Source organism: Rhodococcus sp. NPDC056516 (genome assembly GCF_042794655.1).
Taxonomy (GTDB): Bacteria; Actinomycetota; Actinomycetes; order Mycobacteriales; family Mycobacteriaceae; genus Rhodococcus_F.
The window spans coordinates 139,134-155,651 of record NZ_JBHTTG010000006.1 but is presented as its reverse complement, the minus strand read 5'-3'; the positions used below and the strand labels follow the sequence as shown (position 1 = coordinate 155,651).

Sequence of the window (16,518 nt, the reverse complement as noted above, 5' to 3'; positions counted from 1 at the left end):
TGGAATGCCTGGGTGAGTGAGACGGCAACACGCAGCAAGGTCACCATTCCCCGGGCGCGGTTGGTGCACCGAACTGCGCCGTCTCCGATACCCCGAACGTGGGACGAAGGGACGGCGCGGCTGTTCGCTCCGCCGTCAGAAGATCCGTTCCAGCTCGCGTTCGGCTCGGCGGCCGCCTGGAATCCCTGGCAGGTGCTCGGCAGCCCAGGAACCGGCAAGACGTCCCTTCTCGTGGATCTGGCAGTGCAGAAGATCTCCGGTGGCGAAGATCCTGAATCGGTCCTCGTGCTCACCCAGTCACGCCGGGCAGCGACGCAGGTCCGTGAGCAGATCACAGCCGGATTGCTCGGGTACGAACAAGAACGCGGACCGCAGGCAACTCGTGAGCCGTTGGTCCGCACCGTTCACTCCTACGCCTTCGCCGTTCTTCGGCTTCAAGCCGCAGCACACGGCAACGCGCCGCCACGCCTGATCACCGGTGCCGAGCAGGATTCGGTGCTGCGCGAGATGTTGCGCGGCGACATCGAAGACGGTGCACTCCGGTGGCCGGAGCGCCTGCGACCCGCGCTGGGCTTGAACGGCTTTGCCGTCGAACTCAGAGACCTGATGCTGCGTGCCAACGAACGCGGACTCGGTCCCGAAGATCTGGTCAAGCTCGGTAAGAAGCGCGGCCGACCAGAGTGGGTGGCGGCCGGCCGGTTCGCCGAGGCTTACGAGCAGGGTGTGCTGCTGCGCGGAAGCGTCGGCGTCGAGGCTCCGGAGGCCACAGCGCCGGCACTGGACGCAGCTGAGTTGATCGGCGCCGCGCTGACCGCGTTTGCCACCGACCCCGAGCTGCTCCGCTCCGAGCGCGCCCGCATCCGGCACCTCCTGGTCGACGACGCGCAGCACCTGGATCCCCAGGCGGCGCAACTGGTTCGACTGATCGGAACCGGAACCGCAGGCACTGTCATCGCCGGCGATCCTGATCAGTCGGTCTTCGGGTTCCGCGGTGCGGACTCGGCGTTCCTGCTCGGACTCGCCGAGCGCGGAGACGAGCGCCAGATCGTCCTGCCCACCACGTTTCGAAACAATGCCGACGTCGCGTCGATCTCGGCCAAGATCGCTGCGCGGCTGCCCGGCAACCTCGCCCACCGCATCGCGGTTCCGTCCGATCTCACCGATGAGGACCCCGGGCGGGCGTCGGTGCGGGTTCTCGGCACGACGGCCAAAGAAGCGGCAGTTGTCGCAGATACCTTGCGCCGGGCGCATCTGCTGGACGGGATTGCGTGGTCCGACATGGCAGTCGTCGTGCGGTCGGTCCCGCGCACCCTTGCCCCTCTCCGGCGGGCCCTGCTCGCAGCGGGGGTGCCCGTCACCACTGCTGCCACCGAATTGCCGCTCGCCAGACAACACGGCGTGTCCGGCCTGTTGCTGGTCCTTCGGGCGCTCGGCGGCGATCAGTTCACCGGGGACGACGCTCTGGCCCTGATGGCCGGCCCCATCGGCGGCGCCGAACCGGTCACCCTGCGCCGGTTGCGCCGTGGTCTGCGCCGCGTCGAGTTGGCGTCGGGAAGTGATCGGGACTCCTCGGAGTTGTTGCGGCTGATCCTGATCGACGAGGATCGCGCGCAGTCCAAGCGGCTCATGGGCAAACTGACGGACGTCGAGGCTGCCGCCCTGAATCGAGTGCTGTCGGTCCTTCGCAAGGCCCGGGTACCTCTCGAGCGTGGTCTCGGGGTCGAGGAAGTTCTCTGGGCGGCCTGGCAGGCGACGGGACTGGAACGGCGCTGGGCGGCTGCGTCGGCGCGCGGGGGTCCTATCGGCTCACAAGCCGATCGCGACCTGGACGCCGTCGTCGCACTCTTCGACGCGGCTGCCAACTACGTCGACCGACTGCCGCGTTCGCAACTCGCCGGTTTCGTCGACTACTTGACCAGCCAGGAGATACCGACCGACTCGCGGAGCCGATCGGTTATCGCTCCGGACGCCGTCACCGTGGTCAGCGCTCACGCCGCGGCGGGTCGCGAATGGGCCGTCGTGGCGGTGGCGGGTGTGCAGGAGGGGCTCTGGCCGAGTTTGCGGGCACGCGGATCGCTGCTGCGCACCGAAGCACTGATCGACCTGGTCAACGGAGTCTCCGACGGCAGTGACTCGGCTGCTGAACGACTCTCGCGAACCGCGCCCCTGCTGGCCGAAGAACGCAGGTTGTTCCTGGTCGCCTGCAGCCGTGCTCGTCGCCGTCTGCTGATCACCGCAGTCGAATCGGCTTCGGGAGACACCGATCTGGTGCCTTCGCGATTCGTGGACGAATTGATCCGTGGTGACGCGTACTCGGACGACCCGACTTCCGATCTCGACGTCGTTGCACCGGAGACCGGAGATACCCGGGTTCTGTCGCTGCCGGCACTGGTCGCACAGCTTCGCAGCGTGGTGTGTGATCCCGACATCGCGCATTTCGACCCCGAGAAGCACTCCCGTGCCGCACACCAGTTGGCGCGTCTGGCTGCTGCCGGAGTACGAGGCGCTCATCCGGATCAGTGGTACGGCACAGCCGAGCCGAGCACCGCTGCTCCCATGTGGCAACCCGAGGACGGACCGGTATCACTCTCGCCGTCCACCATCGAGCTTCTCGAAACATGCCCTCTCCGATGGGTGTTCGAGCGTCATGGGGGCAGCGACGGAGACAACACTCACGCGATCGCCGGCACCCTGGTCCATACCTTGGTGCAGGCGCTGGCCGGCCGGATTCCACCGGACCAGGTCGAGAAGGCACTCGAAACTGCCTGGGAGTCGATCGATCTGGGATCGCAGTGGTACTCGCGCCGCGAACTCAATCGAACGCGTGAGATGCTGGCGACCTTCACCGCCTGGATGAACGCAACTCGCGGTGAACTGACCGAAGTCGGCGTCGAGGTCGCGGTCGAGGGGGTCCTCGAACCGCGCGAAGAAGGAGCGCCTGCAGTCAAGCTTCGCGGCCGGATCGACCGGCTCGAACGTGACACCGAAGGCCGCCCGGTCGTCGTCGACGTCAAGACTGCGCGAAATCCCGTCAGCAACGAGGCCGCCCAATCTCACGCGCAGTTGGCGGCGTACCAGGTCGCAGCGGCCGAGGGTGCGATAGCAGGCGAACCGGCGACACAACCCGGCGGCGCACGCCTGGTATTCGTGGCCAAGTCCAACAAGAAAGACGGTGCGGCGCAGCGAGTTCAGCCGCCGTTGACTGCCGAAGCAGTCGAGATGTGGCGGGACGTCATTCACAACGCCGCGGCAGCGACCCAAGGACCCGAGTACCTGGCCAGGGTCAACGACGGATGTAGACATTGCCCGGTGCGTTCGAGTTGCCCGGCACACGACGAGGGACGACAGGTGAGTTACTAAGTGGCTGCCGCGACGCAGAAGGCACGCCGACCGAAGATCGACCCTGTCGACCTCGCGGTCGCGCTCGGTCAGCACCCGCCGACGCCGGAACAGGCGGCAGTGATCGCCGCACCGCTCGGTCCGACATTGGTGGTCGCCGGTGCCGGTGCCGGTAAGACCGAGACGATGGCTGCTCGCGTCGTGTGGCTGGTGGCCAACGGCTTCGTCGATCCCGAGGCCGTTCTCGGATTGACCTTCACGCGTAAAGCAGCGCAACAGCTCACGTCGCGAATCCGCAAGCGCTTGGCGCGACTGGCGGGTTCGGACGTGCTGCGGGCACTCGATCCGACCGGCGGAGTGCGTTCCCGGATTCTGGCCGGGGAACCCGAAGTCAGTACCTACCACGCTTACGCGGGACGGTTGCTGTCCGAACACGGACTGCTGTTGCCCATCGAACCCACGGCGACGTTGCTGTCCGAGACCGAACTGTGGCAGGTTGCGCACCGCGTCGTGAGCGGCTGGGACAGTGATCTGGACACCGACAAAAATCCGGGGTCGATCACCGAAACCGTTCTGGCCCTTGCCGGTCAATTGGCGGAGCATCTGGTCGATCCCGAGCAGCTGCTCGAGGCTCACACCGAGTTGGACAAGCTGATTCACACTCTGCCTGCCGGTCCGAAACAGCGGGGCGGACCGAGCAAGGAATTACTGAATTACCTTGATGTGCAACACAAACGCATCGAGCTACTGCCCCTCGTCGCCCGGCTTGGCGAGACGTTGCGGCGCGAAGGTGCACTGGACTTCGGAAGTCAGATGTCGCTGTCGGCGCGGGTCGCTTCCGAGCACCCCGAGGTCGGGCAGACCGAGCGTGAGCGCTTTCGGGTGGTTCTTCTCGACGAGTACCAGGACACCGGCCACGCTCAGCGAGTGTTGTTGTCGTCGTTGTTCGGTGGGGGAGCAGACGGCCGGTTGGCGTTGACGGCCGTCGGCGATCCGATGCAGTCGATCTACGGTTGGCGCGGCGCGTCGGCGGCCAACCTGCCTCGGTTCGCAACCGATTTCCCGCTCGCCAACGGAAAGCCGGCTCCGACACTCGAACTGCTCACCAGTTGGCGCAACCCTCCGGAGGCTCTCGAGCTGGCCAACCTGTCTTCGGCGCCGTTGCGTCGACGCGGCGTGGCCGTCAGCACTCTTCGTGCGCGGCCAGGAGCCGTCGCCGGAGATGTTCGACTGGCGTTGCTCGGTGACGTCGAACAGGAACGTCAGTGGGTGGCGGAGAAGATCGCCGAAGAATACGAGGCGGCACGTGCCGAAGACCGCCCGACGCCCACGGCAGCAGTGTTGATCCGCCGAAACGCGGACGCTGCCCCGCTGGCCGAAGCTCTGCGGTCCAAAGGTCTGCCGGTCGAAGTGGTCGGCCTCGGTGGGCTTCTGCACACACCTGAGGTGGCGGACGTGATCGCCATGCTCCGAGTGGTCGCCGATCCACTGGCGGGCAGCGCAGCGGTTCGGCTACTCACGGGAGCGAGATGGCAAATCGGGGCGAAGGACCTCGCCGCACTCTCGCAACGCTCCCGCGAGCTCGCCATCTCCGCGGGATACGGAACGGCAGGTGCGGTCACCGACGCCGAGGCGCTCACCTCGGCGGTCCACGATGCATTGCCGGGGGAGAACGCCGAGCAAGCAGGTTTGGTCGACTCGATCTCCGATCCGGGTCCGGCGGAACGCTATTCAGCCCTCGGGTACACACGCATCAACGCGATAGCAGCAGAGTTGGCGTCGTTGCGCGAACGCATCGGCCAACCGCTCACCGAATTGGTGGCGGAGGTCGAGCGGGTGCTCGGTATCGGAATCGAGGCGGGAGCGCGGACCCGAGTCGGTGTCGTCGGCACCGCAGGCCGTGAGCATCTCGACGCGTTTGCCGACGTCGTCGCCAATTACGCGACGCGTCCGACGGCCAATCTGACCGGGATGCTCGCATTCTTCGCGGCTGCCGAACAGATCGAGAAGGGCCTCACCCCGGGCGAGGTGGAGGTGGCGCCGGATCGTGTGCAGATCTTGACCGTGCACTCGGCGAAGGGTCTGGAATGGGAAGTGGTCGCGATCCCGCATGTCAGCGACGGCGTGTTCCCCTCGTTCACCGCGTCCGGGTCCTGGCTCGGTGCGCTCGCCGAACTGCCACCGTCGTTGCGCGGTGACCGGGCGGTCGACGCGGATTCGGCGGACGGCGTGCCAGTGCTCGACCTCGAGGAGTTGTACAACCGCAAGGACCTCGAGAACGCGATAACGGCTCACAAGAAGGCACTGTCCAACCGTCGACTGGACGAGGACCGTCGATTGTTCTACGTCGCGTTGACCAGAACCGAACGGGCACTGTTCATCTCGGCTCATCATTGGGCGGAATCCGGTTCGGAACCGAAGGGGCCTTCGGAGTTCCTGGACGAGCTGCATCAGATGGTTACTGCCGAAAACGACGCCGGTGAAGACGGTTCACGCGGTGCGATCGGCGTTGTGGAGGAATGGGCGCCGGCACCGGAACCCGATACCGAGAACCCGTTGGCCTCCACGCCCCGCACGGCGCAGTGGCCACCCGATCCGCTGGGTGCGCGCCGCGGGGCCGTCGAGGCGGGAGCCGCGAGCGTCCTGTCCGCTCTCGCTTCGCTGCCGAAAGACAGCGAAGAGACGGAAGAACCGGAGGACGATCCGGAAAACTGGGCATCGGATGTCGACGTTCTCTTGGCCGAGCGCGAAGCCCGGGCAAACGCGCGTGCCGAAGTGATTCTCCCCGCACAGCTTTCGGTGACTCAGCTCGTCGACCTCAAAGCCGATCCGGACGAACTCGCGGCACGTCTGCGTAGACCACTGCCGTACCCACCGAATCCGCTCGCTCGGCGAGGGACGGCTTTTCACGCCTGGATCGAGCGAAGGTTCGGTGCGACCCGGCTGTTGGATCTCGACGAACTACCCGGCGCCGCGGATACCGGCGCGGGCCCCGAGACCGATCTGGTGAAACTTCAAGATGCATTCCTGCGGTCCCCGTGGGCCAATCGCAGCCCGATCGAAGTGGAGGTTCCCTTCGAGACTTCTATCGCGGGCACGGTACTGCGGGGCCGGATCGATGCCGTGTTCGCCGACCCGGACGGCGGTTGGACGGTGATCGACTGGAAGACCGGTGCCGAACCTTCGGCCGCCAACGAGGCCGCGGTTGTCATGCAGTTGGCCGCCTATCGAGTGGCCTGGGCCGAATTGATGTCGGCCAGAGCTCGTTCGGCGGGGCGCAACGAACAGTTCCCGGCAGACAAGGTGCGCGCGGCGTTTCACTACGTGCGATCGGGTCGCACCATCGCCCCCGAGAACCTGCCGGACGGTGAGGCTCTCGCGCACCTCATCCGAACGGCAGGCGCGCAGGACTAGCCGGCGTTTCGACGAGCCTTGAGCGCTTCGGTCACCAGCGGAACCTGCAGGGGGAGACGTGCGATCGAACCGATCTTCTGCGGTGTGGACGTCTTCGGGCTTCGGCACCAGTCGATCGCCATCTGAATGTTGGCGGGGAAGACGGCAACAAAGAGCGCGGCGGCAAGGCCCGCACCGAGCTTGCGAGTCTTCGGCACGGCCAAGGCCGCGCCGATCGCCAATTCCGCGACGCCCGACACCTGCGTGTAGGTGCGCGCCTGACCGGGAAGCTGGCGGGGAACGGTGCTGTCGAAGAAGGAGGGCGCAACAAAATGCATGGTCCCGGCGCCGACAAGGATGGCCGACAAACGAAGAGCGGCTGCTTGGCTGGGAGTGGACGTCGAACTGGTGAAAGGCATTTGCCCAGCCTGCCTCACGGTGGACCTTCTTGCCAGTAACGGCACCACTACCGGTCCGCTATTCGGCGCCCGAGTTCCGAAGTCGATCTTCGAGGGTTACGCTGCCTGCCGATGTCCGTGTAGGTATTTCGTAAGTTCGAGTGAGAGAGTCGATGTATGGCCGGTAAGCTCCGGGCGCGTTTGACCAGGTCGGAAGCATTGACCGATCAGCCTGACTTCGCCCTTGTCGGGGTGCTGCGAATTCCCCAGCTGCAGACCAGTCCAGCTCGGGCGATCTACAAGCGAGTTCTCATCGCATTGGGTGCTCTCGGCGCCGCCGTGCTGATCGTGTACATCGATCGTGCGGGCTACCGTGACGCTCAGGACAACGAACTTTCCCTGCTCGACTGCATCTACTATGCGACGGTTTCGCTCTCGACCACCGGCTACGGCGACATCACCCCGTTCACGCCGTCCGCGCGCCTGGTCAACGTCCTGTTGATCACGCCACTTCGAATCTTCTTCTTGATCGTGTTGGTCGGCACCACACTTTCAGCTCTGACCGAGAGTTCGCGTCAGGCGTTCAAAATTCAGCGTTGGAGGCAGCACGTGCGTAATCACACCGTCGTCGTCGGATACGGAACCAAGGGACGCACGGCAATCGAAGCCATGCTCGGGGACGGTGTGCCGGCGTCGGAGATCGTGGTCGTCGACACCGATCAGGCCGTGCTGGATTCCGCTGCCAGCAAGGGGTTGGTGACGGTATTCGGTTCGGCTACGAAATCGGATGTACTCCGGTTGGCGGGCGCGCAGAATGCGTCGTCGATCATCGTGGCAACCAACCGCGACGACACCGCAGTGCTCGTGACGCTGACAGCTCGGGAAATTGCGCCGAAGGCCAAGATCGCCGCAGCCATCCGTGAAGCCGACAATGCGCATCTCCTGCGTCAGTCCGGCGCAGACTCGGTGGTCGTCTCGTCGGAGACGGCCGGCCGACTCCTCGGCATCGCGACCACGACGCCGACCGTCGTGGAGATGATCGAAGACCTGCTGACTCCAGAAGCCGGATTCGCGATCGCCGAGCGTGCTGTCGAGCGTGACGAGGTCGGTGGCTCTCCGCGTCATCTCTCCGACATCGTGCTCGGCGTCGTTCGCGACGGTCGTCTGGTCCGCGTCGGTTCGCCCGAGGTGGACGCCGTCGAGGAGAACGATCGCCTGCTGTACATCCGCCGCGTCACGAACTGAGTGCTACCGAGCTTCGTGCGCGCAGTAATGTCGTGAGCGTGAACGACTTCCAGCTGACCGAAACACCTCTGCTCTCACGTTCGAGCGTCGGCCGCGCCGAGGAATTGCGGTCGGACGCCGCTGCACTGACCACGGGCTGGACGGATGCGCTGCTTCTACGAGTGAATTCACGGGGGCAGGTCAAGGTGTCGCCGGAAGGTCAATTGGTCTTCGCCGAGGCAACCGAGTTGGGACCCGAACCGGTGCGCGGTGCGGTGTTCCTGGGAATTCGCGAGAATCGCCACGTGTGGGCAGTGCGGGTGTCGCTGCTGGCGGGCACGTTGTCCGAATTGCGGATGCTCGGCGGAACACTCGACGACGCGGACGCCGGCCTGCTGACCGGTGCCGTCGCGATTCTCAACTGGCACGACAGTGCCGGATTCAGCGCTATCGACGGCGCGCCGAGTGAGCCCACCATGTCCGGCTGGTCTCGCATCTCCACGTCCACGGGCCACGAGGAGTTTCCCCGAACCGATCCGGCGGTCATCTGCCTGGTGCACGACGGCGGCGATCGAGTTCTGCTCGCGCGTCAGCCGACCTGGCCGCAGCGGCGTTTCTCGATTCTCGCGGGATTCGTCGAGGCCGGGGAGTCGCTCGAAACGTGTGTTGTCCGCGAGATCAAGGAAGAGGTCGGTATCGACGTGCACAGCGTCCGATACCTCGGCAGCCAGCCCTGGCCGTTCCCGCGCTCGGTGATGTTGGGCTTTGCCGCAATCGGCGATCCCGCCGCTCCGCTGCTGTTCGCAGACGGCGAGATCGCCGAGGGCACCTGGTTCACCAAGGACGAGGTGCGCGCCGCTCTCGAACTCGGCGACTGGGGTTCGGAAGCGGACGCGCCACTGCTGCTGCCCGGATCGATCTCCATCGCTCGCGGAATGCTCGAGAGCTGGGTCAAATAAGGGCTGGTTCAGGTAGCAGCCGGAGAGGACCTACAGACCCAGAGCCTGCTTGACCTGGTTGAGCGACGGGTTGGTCGCGACGCTGCCGTCGCCGTACTTCACGGTCGGAACGACGTGATTGCCACCGTTGACGCTGCCGACAAAGTCAGCTGCTGCCGGATCGTTCTCGATGTCGATCTCGGTGTACTCGATCCCCGACGCGTTGAGTTGCGTCTTGAGGCGGCGGCAGTAGCCGCACCACGTGGTCGAGTAGATGGTCAGGGCAGGCGCGTTTTCGGTAGAAGTCACGGCCGATATAACACCACGACCGAGAGCGTTGTTCCGTATCGGCCCGTGTTCTCTTGCCCACATACCGTCGGGCGCGGCGATTGGAGTGTCGGAACGTCCTGCCATGATGGTGCCCATGCCTGCGGACACCGGACTGGATCCAGAACAATCGGCCGCCGTGCTCGCGCCACGCGGCCCGGTGTGCGTTCTCGCGGGCGCTGGAACAGGCAAAACCCGCACTATTACGCGTCGGATCGCTCATCTGGTTGCCGACGGTCATGTGTCGGCCGGTCAGGTGCTTGCCGTGACATTCACCGCTCGTGCGGCCGGGGAAATGCGTGGGCGTCTCCGTGAACTGGGCGTCGGCGGAAGTGGGCCGCAGGTCCAGGCTCGAACCTTTCACGCCGCTGCTCTCCGGCAACTGAAGTACTTCTGGCCGCAGGTTGTCGGTGACACGCCCTGGCGTCTGCTCGACCGAAAGTTCGCAGTTGTCAGTAGCGCCGCAGCTCGGGTGGGATTGTCCACCAGCACTGAAAGCGTCCGGGACCTCGCCAGCGAGATCGAATGGTCGAAGGCTTCGCTGATCGCGCCGGAGGACTACCCACGGGCGATCGCCAAGATTCGCCGTGAGGCACCGGTCGACGCCACCAAGGTGGCCCAGGTTTATGCGGCATACGAAGAGCTGAAGGCACGCGGCCAGGACGGCATGCTCCTGGACTTCGACGATCTCCTACTTCACACAGCGGCAGCTCTCGAAGAGCATTCGACGGTCGCCGACGAGTTCCGCGAGCGCTATCGCTGCTTCGTCGTGGACGAGTATCAGGACGTCACCCCACTTCAGCAGCGAGTGCTCGACGCCTGGCTGGGGGACCGCGACGACCTGACCGTGGTGGGCGATGCGAATCAGACCATCTACTCCTTCACCGGAGCCACCCCGAACTACCTGTTGGACTTCTCCCGCAAATTCCCCGAGGCGACCGTCGTCCGGCTCGAACGGGACTACCGCTCCACACCTGAGGTCGTGTCGTTGGCGAACCGCGTGATCGGTGCGGCGCGCGGGCGGATCGCCGGGACGCGTCTGCAGCTGATCGGCCAGCGCGCACCAGGGCCCGAGCCGGAGTTCATGGAGTTCGACGACGAGCCGGCCGAGGCGCTCGGCGTTGCGCGGGCGATCAAACGGCTGATCGCGGCAGGCACCCCCGCCGCCGAGATCGCTGTTCTGTACCGGATCAATGCCCAGTCCGAGGCGCACGAGCAGGCGCTCACCAAGCTCGGCATCCCGTTTCAGGTGCGCGGTGGAGAGGGCTTCTTCACTCGCACCGAGGTCCGTCAGGCAGTGGCGGCGCTGCGCCAGGCTGCCGGACGCGACGACCTCCCCGAAGGTGCAGACAACGGCGAAGCGCTGGTCTCACTCGTTCGCGCCGTACTCGCTCCGCTCGGCCTGACCAACGAGGAGCCTTCGGGTACTCAGGCACGCGAACGCTGGGCGTCGCTCTCGGCTCTCGTGGCGCTGACCGAAGAACAACTCGTCCATGAACCCGAACTCACGCTCACCGGGCTCCTGCAGGAGCTCACGGCCCGAGCCGAGGCGCGGCACCCACCGACAGTGCAGGGCGTGACGCTGGCTTCGCTCCACGCGGCCAAGGGACTCGAATGGGATGCGGTGTTCCTGGTCGGCCTCAACGACGGCACCCTGCCGATCCAACACGTTCTCGGCGACGCCAATTCCGGCGCCGACGACGTAGCGGTGGAGGAGGAGCGTCGGCTTCTCTACGTGGGGGTGACCCGCGCTCGTGAGCATCTGCAGCTGTCGTGGGCGCTGGCCCGCAACGAGGGCGGACGCAAGTCCCGTCGCCGGTCGAGGTTCCTCAACGGACTCATCCCGGAGGACTCGCCTGCCTCGCGCGTCGCCGCGCCGTCGTCGGGGAACAAGAAGCGTCCGCGCTGCCGCGTATGCGGCAAACCGCTGATCGGGACGTCGGCGACAATGCTCGGACGCTGTGAGAAGTGCCCGTCCAATGTCGACCTGGAATTGCTCGAACATCTCAAGGCCTGGCGTCTGGACAAATCCCGTGAACTCAAAGTTCCGGCCTATGTCGTCTTCAGTGACAACACACTGATGGCTATTGCCGAACAACGACCACAAGACAATCGTGGACTGGTCTCGATTCCCGGAATCGGGCCGAAGAAACTCGACAATTTCGGCGAAGACGTACTTGCTGTCATTCGCGGTGAACTGCGAGCAGCGACACTCGATATCTGACAACACATCTGAAACGACAACCGTGAGTTACATAACCGCAGGTCAAAAATAGGTTGTGCAGATTCGAGAGATTCTCTACTCTGGTTTTCAGTGTTACGGGGCAACCTGTGCGCAGAAACTATCCGGACCGACACGAAATGGAGGTGGCAAATAAATGACGAACTTGATCTCTTACGAAGTGTGCGCAAGCGCAAAGTTCGCTGTTGCCGCCCCCATGCTGCCGCGTGCAGCGGAATGGGCGCAGCATGCGTTCCGCCTGCGCCCTCAATCAGCAGCAAAGAAAGCAGCTGTCGAGTCCGTGTTCTTAAGCCATCGAGGTATTTCTCGGTAGGACACATCCGTTCACTTACGGCCACGGACCCGCAGCCCCTGCGGACCGTGGCCTTTGTGTTGGATACCCCTCTTGATCTGGTTTCCGACTCGGCTCAGGTTCGCACCCATCGAACCCATATCGTGCGACACAGTTTCGCATCCGAGCACTAGGAGACCGAGTTGTCTGCCCAGACAATCCGCGTGGAATCCGAAAACTCCACCACTGCAGCAACATCCACCGACGTCACTTCGGCTGCAGTGACATTCATCGAGGTCGCCTCCACCCGCCGCGACCTGCCGTGCCGGGCATCCAACCCCGATCTCTGGTTCGCCGAAGCTCCGGCCGAACTCGAGCAGGCCAAGGCACTGTGCGCGCAGTGCCCCATCCGTTCCCGTTGTCTCAGTGCGGCTCTCGACCGCGCCGAGCCCTGGGGGGTGTGGGGAGGCGAGATACTCGATCAGGGGGCCGTCATAGCGCGCAAGAGACCGAGGGGGCGCCCACGCAAGCAACTCGTGTGCGCGTGAGAGCTCTATTCGGCGGAGCCGGTTTCATCCAGATCCGGCTCCGCGAACCCTGGCAACCAACGAGTCAGGATTTCCATGTACGGGGCATATGCGTCCAACTGGGCGCATATGCCGACCGAACCGAGAAGAACACGAAAGATCATCAAATACTCGGCCGGAAGGTTGAGTGCACGGGCCGTTCGGAACTGCGCACTGTTGAAGTCAGTGGCGGTTCCGGCGGCCTTTTGCAGCCATGACCGAGTGAAGTGAAATGACTCGGTCTGGATCGGGTCGGTGAACGGGCGCAGGTAATCTGCGATTTCCTTGTCGGTCACCGTGCGACCGGGAATCACGAAACCGTTGGCGCGCAACAACTCCGTCAACTCGTCGAATTGTTCCTCGACCGCCAAGCGCACCATCGTCCCGAGAACCCGTGGCAATCCGTTCGGGAACGGCGCTGCAGCACCGAAGTCGATGACGCCGAGTCGGCCGTCCTCGAGAAGCATGAAGTTGCCGGGGTGCGGATCACAGTGGAGCAAGCCGACGCGTGCCGGAGACGCGAAGTGGAACTCGGCGAGTAGCGCACCGGCAGCATTGCGCTGATCCGGCGTTCCACTTTCGATGATTCTGGTCAACGGGGTCGCCGTCATCCATTCGGTCACGACTACTTTCGGCGCGCTCGCAACGACGTGCGGGATCACGAATTGCGGATCCCCGTCGAATTCTTTCGCGAATGCTCGCTGATTGTTCGCCTCGATCCGATAGTCGAGTTCTTCCTCCGTGCGGGCGGTGAACTCCTCGATCACGGGTCGCACGTCGACACCGGGCATGACCGAACCGAACAGGCCGGCAAATCTGCCCAAGGTCTTGAGATCGGCGCGAAGAGCTTCGTCGGCGCCGGGGTACTGAACTTTCACGGCTACGTCGCGGCCGTCCGCCCAGACCGCACGGTGAACCTGCCCGATGCTTGCCGACGCGGTCGGTTCGTCGTCGAACGACTGGAATCGATCGCGCCACTTGGTTCCGAGTTGCTGATCGAGCATCTTGTGTACTTGCTTGGTCGGCAGCGGCGGGGCAGCGGCCTGGAGCTTGTTCAGCGACTCACGGTACGGTTCCGCGAATTCCTCCGGAATAGCCGCCTCCATGACGCTGAGCGCTTGCCCCAGCTTCATCGCGCCACCCTTGAGCTCACCCAGCACCGCGAACAATTGCTCGGCAGCCTTCGCGCTCAACTGTGCGTCGATCTCTCCTTTGTCGCCGCCGGCGAGCTTGCGTCCGAAGCCCATGGCGGCGCGACCGGCCATCCCCAGGGGGATGCTCGCGAGTTTGGCAGTACGGGCAGAACTCTTGCGTGGGATCTCGGACACCACACCATCATGTCTGACTGGGGCGCCCTTTGCCCGAAACAGGTGCCAGGTATTGGCAACTGCAGGATATTTGCCGAGGCCAGCGCCTCGTTGTGATTCGATACGGACGGAGCGCGATCTCGAGCGTCGACGACAGACTGGCTGCGGATGTTGCACCGTGCCGGTCCACCACACCGAGAGCCGCGTCGATCTCGGCCAGGGCCAGCGCGACGCTTGCATGGATCATCGCCGATTCCGCGTGGCCCGCGCTGCCGAGTAGCTGCGCGGACAGATGAAGCCAATGAGGGTCGAGTTCGGATCGGATGATGTCGGCGCACCGCAGGCAACTCGACTGACCCGGCAGGACTAGAGGGCCGACCACACCGTTGCCGTCCCGGATGCGGACGGAAAGGTGGGGGAGTCCGCATCGAACGAGATCGCTGACCAAGCGAGGATCTGTGACGACGTCGTCGGCCAAGACCACCAGTTGTTCGTTCCACGTGCGCACGACATCGGTATTGCGGTAGCCCCGCGAGCGTCGCGTGCTGATCCCGTCGGTGACGAGGGCGCGGTCGACGGCGTCCGAGAGCGGACCGACGCCGTGGATCCGGACGGACGCGGCGCTAGTGCCGGCAGTGTGGACGAATCCGGAATCGGCGAGTTGCTCGAGCAACTCCTCCGTCACCGACGTCGAAATCCCGCGCTTCGACGCTTCCCAGAGGATGGTGGCGCGTGATCTCGAGCCGTCCATCGTGCGAAGGATCGACTTCACCGCCCGCGCATCGACCCCGACAGGCAGCGTCAGCAGGACGGCGCGTCCCGGGGTCCATCCCAACTGCAGCCGACCCTCCGGGCGTGACAGAACAGCGATCCGTGGATCCCATCGGGGTCCCACGGATCGCTGTGTGTTCTGTGTCGTGCTGTCGTGTATCGCGCTGTTCTGCGTGTCACCGGTCATCGCTCGATGCTGGCATGACGCGCGGCCGGAGAGTCCGCTTCAGCGGCAGTTATCCACAGGCCGTCAGCTTGCTGAACTGCGAAGATGTGTCGAGAAGGAATTACTTCTCTTCGTCGTCCTCGCGGGTCTTGTCCATCGCAGCCTCAGCCGCACGCTCTTTTGCCTCGACGGCTTCGAGCTGGGCGATCGGGTCGTCGAAATTGCCGGCTTCGCCGCCGCCGAGGACACGGGCGACAAATCCGTCCGGTGCGTCGAGATCGCTCGAATCGGGCATGAGGTCGGGATGTGACCAGACGCCGTCACGAGTATCCATACCGGCTTCCGCAGTGAGCTTCTGCCACAATCCGGCCGCTTCACGGACCTTACGAGGACGAAGTTCCAGTCCGACGAGCGTCGCAAAGGTCTGTTCGGCCGGTCCACCGGTGGCACGGCGACGCCGCAACGTCTCGCTCATCGCGGCGACACCGGGCAGTCGCTCGCCGAGTGCGGCGGTGACGACCGTCTCCACCCAACCCTCGACCAGCGCAAGCAGTGTCTCGAGCCGCTCGAGAGCGGCCTTCTGCTCCGGTGTGTTCTGCGGCTCGAACGTGCCCTGCTGCATCAGCGCTTCGAGCTTGCTCGGATCGGTGAGAGCAGACGGGTCGAGGTCCTTGGCGAATTCTTCCATCGCCGAGAAGTCCATCGTGATCCCGCGGGCGTACTCCTCGACTGTCGCGAGGACGCGCTGGCGCAGCCACGGAACGTGACTGTAGAGGCGCTGATGAGCTGCTTCCCGCGCGGCGAGGAACACGAGAACTTCCTGATGTGGCTGTTCGAGACCCTCACTGAAAGCCTGAACCGCAGCGGGGAGAAGGGCCGCGGTGCCTTCGGGTCCGAGGGGCAAGCCGATGTCCGTGGAGGAGAGCACCTCGGTGGACAGTTGACCCAGTGCCTGGCCCAATTGCGAGCCGAACGCGAGTCCGCCCATCTGGCCGAGCATGCCCAGCATCGGGCCCGCCATCTGCTGCGCTTCGGCAGGAAGTCCCTGGACCCACATGCCAGCTACCTTCTCGGCTACCGGATCACAGAGTCGTTTCCACGTGTCGATCGTGTTGTCGAGCCAGTCGTTCGGAGTCCAGGCGAGGGTGCGGCTCGCTCCGGCGGGGAGCGTTGTCGCGGCGTCCAGCCACATCTCTGCCAGATGCGCTGCGTCGGCGATCGCCTTGACGTTGCCCTCGGTGATCGGTGTGACCGATCCGATCTGTTGGCGTGCCAGCTTCTTGGCGATGTCGTAGTTCACCGGGCCGGACGAATCGCCCTGGCCCATCGACGAGCCCATTCCGCTCAGCATCTGACCGAACTGGGTGAGCATCTGGCCGAGTTGAGCCGGATCGAATCCCTCACCGCCCGCGCCGAACCCGAACGGCATGTCACCACCCCCGAACGGATTGCCACCCGCCGCGTTCTTGTCGCGATCGGGATCGTCGTCGGAGTTGGAGAAGCCGAACGGCATATTGCTCATACCTCAACGGTACAAGGCTCGAGCGGTCGGAGTCGCCCTCCGAGTCACGCTGAC

11 protein-coding genes are annotated in these 16,518 nt (G+C 64.7%); 6 read left to right on the top strand and 5 right to left on the bottom strand.

What is annotated here, in order from left to right; genetic code table 11:
* The first annotated feature begins 12 nt into the window (after positions 1-12).
* Together ACFQ6Y_RS19350 and ACFQ6Y_RS19345 are read left to right on the top strand one after the other, a co-directional pair.
* Positions 13-3,360 carry an ATP-dependent helicase gene (locus tag ACFQ6Y_RS19350; RefSeq protein WP_378636016.1) on the top strand — a complete coding sequence of 1,116 codons (3,348 nt, stop codon included), beginning with the start codon at positions 13-15 and terminating at the stop codon, positions 3,358-3,360.
* Complete coding sequence (locus ACFQ6Y_RS19345) at positions 3,361-6,753, top strand: ATP-dependent helicase (RefSeq protein ID WP_378636013.1); 3,393 nt, start codon at positions 3,361-3,363, stop codon at positions 6,751-6,753.
* On the opposite strand, the gene ACFQ6Y_RS19340 is transcribed toward ACFQ6Y_RS19345, so the two are convergent.
* Entirely contained in the window at positions 6,750-7,151 is a 402-nt protein-coding gene (locus tag ACFQ6Y_RS19340; RefSeq protein ID WP_378636008.1) for a hypothetical protein, read from the bottom strand. The genes ACFQ6Y_RS19345 and ACFQ6Y_RS19340 overlap by 4 nt on opposite strands.
* 156 nt (positions 7,152-7,307) lie before the next feature.
* On the opposite strand from ACFQ6Y_RS19340, the gene ACFQ6Y_RS19335 reads away from it, so the two are divergent.
* Complete coding sequence (locus ACFQ6Y_RS19335; protein ID WP_378449194.1) at positions 7,308-8,375, top strand: potassium channel family protein; 1,068 nt, start codon at positions 7,308-7,310, stop codon at positions 8,373-8,375.
* A 38-nt stretch (positions 8,376-8,413) separates the two neighbouring features.
* Entirely contained in the window at positions 8,414-9,313 is a 900-nt protein-coding gene (gene nudC, locus ACFQ6Y_RS19330; protein ID WP_378534003.1) for an NAD(+) diphosphatase, read from the top strand.
* Between the two features lie 30 nt (positions 9,314-9,343).
* Here nudC and ACFQ6Y_RS19325 read toward each other — a convergent pair whose 3' ends face one another.
* The gene (locus tag ACFQ6Y_RS19325; protein WP_003942350.1) at positions 9,344-9,601 is read right to left on the bottom strand and encodes a mycoredoxin; all 258 of its coding nucleotides are present in this window, start codon (positions 9,599-9,601) and stop codon (positions 9,344-9,346) included.
* A gap of 103 nt (positions 9,602-9,704) precedes the next feature.
* Here ACFQ6Y_RS19325 and ACFQ6Y_RS19320 point away from each other — a divergent pair, with 103 nt between their 5' ends.
* Entirely contained in the window at positions 9,705-11,843 is a 2,139-nt protein-coding gene (locus ACFQ6Y_RS19320; RefSeq protein ID WP_003942300.1) for an ATP-dependent DNA helicase UvrD2, read from the top strand.
* Positions 11,844-12,413: 570 nt separating this feature from the next.
* Positions 12,414-12,680, top strand: a complete 267-nt coding sequence (locus tag ACFQ6Y_RS19315; RefSeq protein WP_269590699.1) for a WhiB family transcriptional regulator — start codon at positions 12,414-12,416, stop codon at positions 12,678-12,680.
* Between the two features lie 5 nt (positions 12,681-12,685).
* On the opposite strand, the gene ACFQ6Y_RS19310 is transcribed toward ACFQ6Y_RS19315, so the two are convergent.
* The 3 genes from ACFQ6Y_RS19310 to ACFQ6Y_RS19300 form a co-directional block, all read right to left on the bottom strand.
* Entirely contained in the window at positions 12,686-14,029 is a 1,344-nt protein-coding gene (locus tag ACFQ6Y_RS19310; RefSeq protein ID WP_378533997.1) for an ABC1 kinase family protein, read from the bottom strand.
* A gap of 4 nt (positions 14,030-14,033) precedes the next feature.
* The gene (locus ACFQ6Y_RS19305) at positions 14,034-14,963 is read right to left on the bottom strand and encodes a hypothetical protein (protein WP_378636004.1); all 930 of its coding nucleotides are present in this window, start codon (positions 14,961-14,963) and stop codon (positions 14,034-14,036) included.
* 100 nt (positions 14,964-15,063) lie between these two features.
* Complete coding sequence (locus ACFQ6Y_RS19300; RefSeq protein WP_378533993.1) at positions 15,064-16,464, bottom strand: zinc-dependent metalloprotease; 1,401 nt, start codon at positions 16,462-16,464, stop codon at positions 15,064-15,066.
* Positions 16,465-16,518 lie beyond the last annotated feature (54 nt).

Excerpts from the sequence above, each read along its gene's own strand:
- ACFQ6Y_RS19340 (WP_378636008.1), bottom strand. The coding sequence starts at position 7,151 with ATGCCTTTCACCAGTTCGACGTCCACTCCCAGCCAAGCAGCCGCTCTT.
- ACFQ6Y_RS19335 (WP_378449194.1), top strand. The coding sequence starts at position 7,308 with ATGGCCGGTAAGCTCCGGGCGCGTTTGACCAGGTCGGAAGCATTGACC.
- ACFQ6Y_RS19300 (WP_378533993.1), bottom strand. The coding sequence starts at position 16,464 with ATGAGCAATATGCCGTTCGGCTTCTCCAACTCCGACGACGATCCCGAT.
- ACFQ6Y_RS19305 (WP_378636004.1), bottom strand. The coding sequence starts at position 14,963 with ATGACCGGTGACACGCAGAACAGCGCGATACACGACAGCACGACACAG.
- ACFQ6Y_RS19320 (WP_003942300.1), top strand. The coding sequence starts at position 9,705 with ATGATGGTGCCCATGCCTGCGGACACCGGACTGGATCCAGAACAATCG.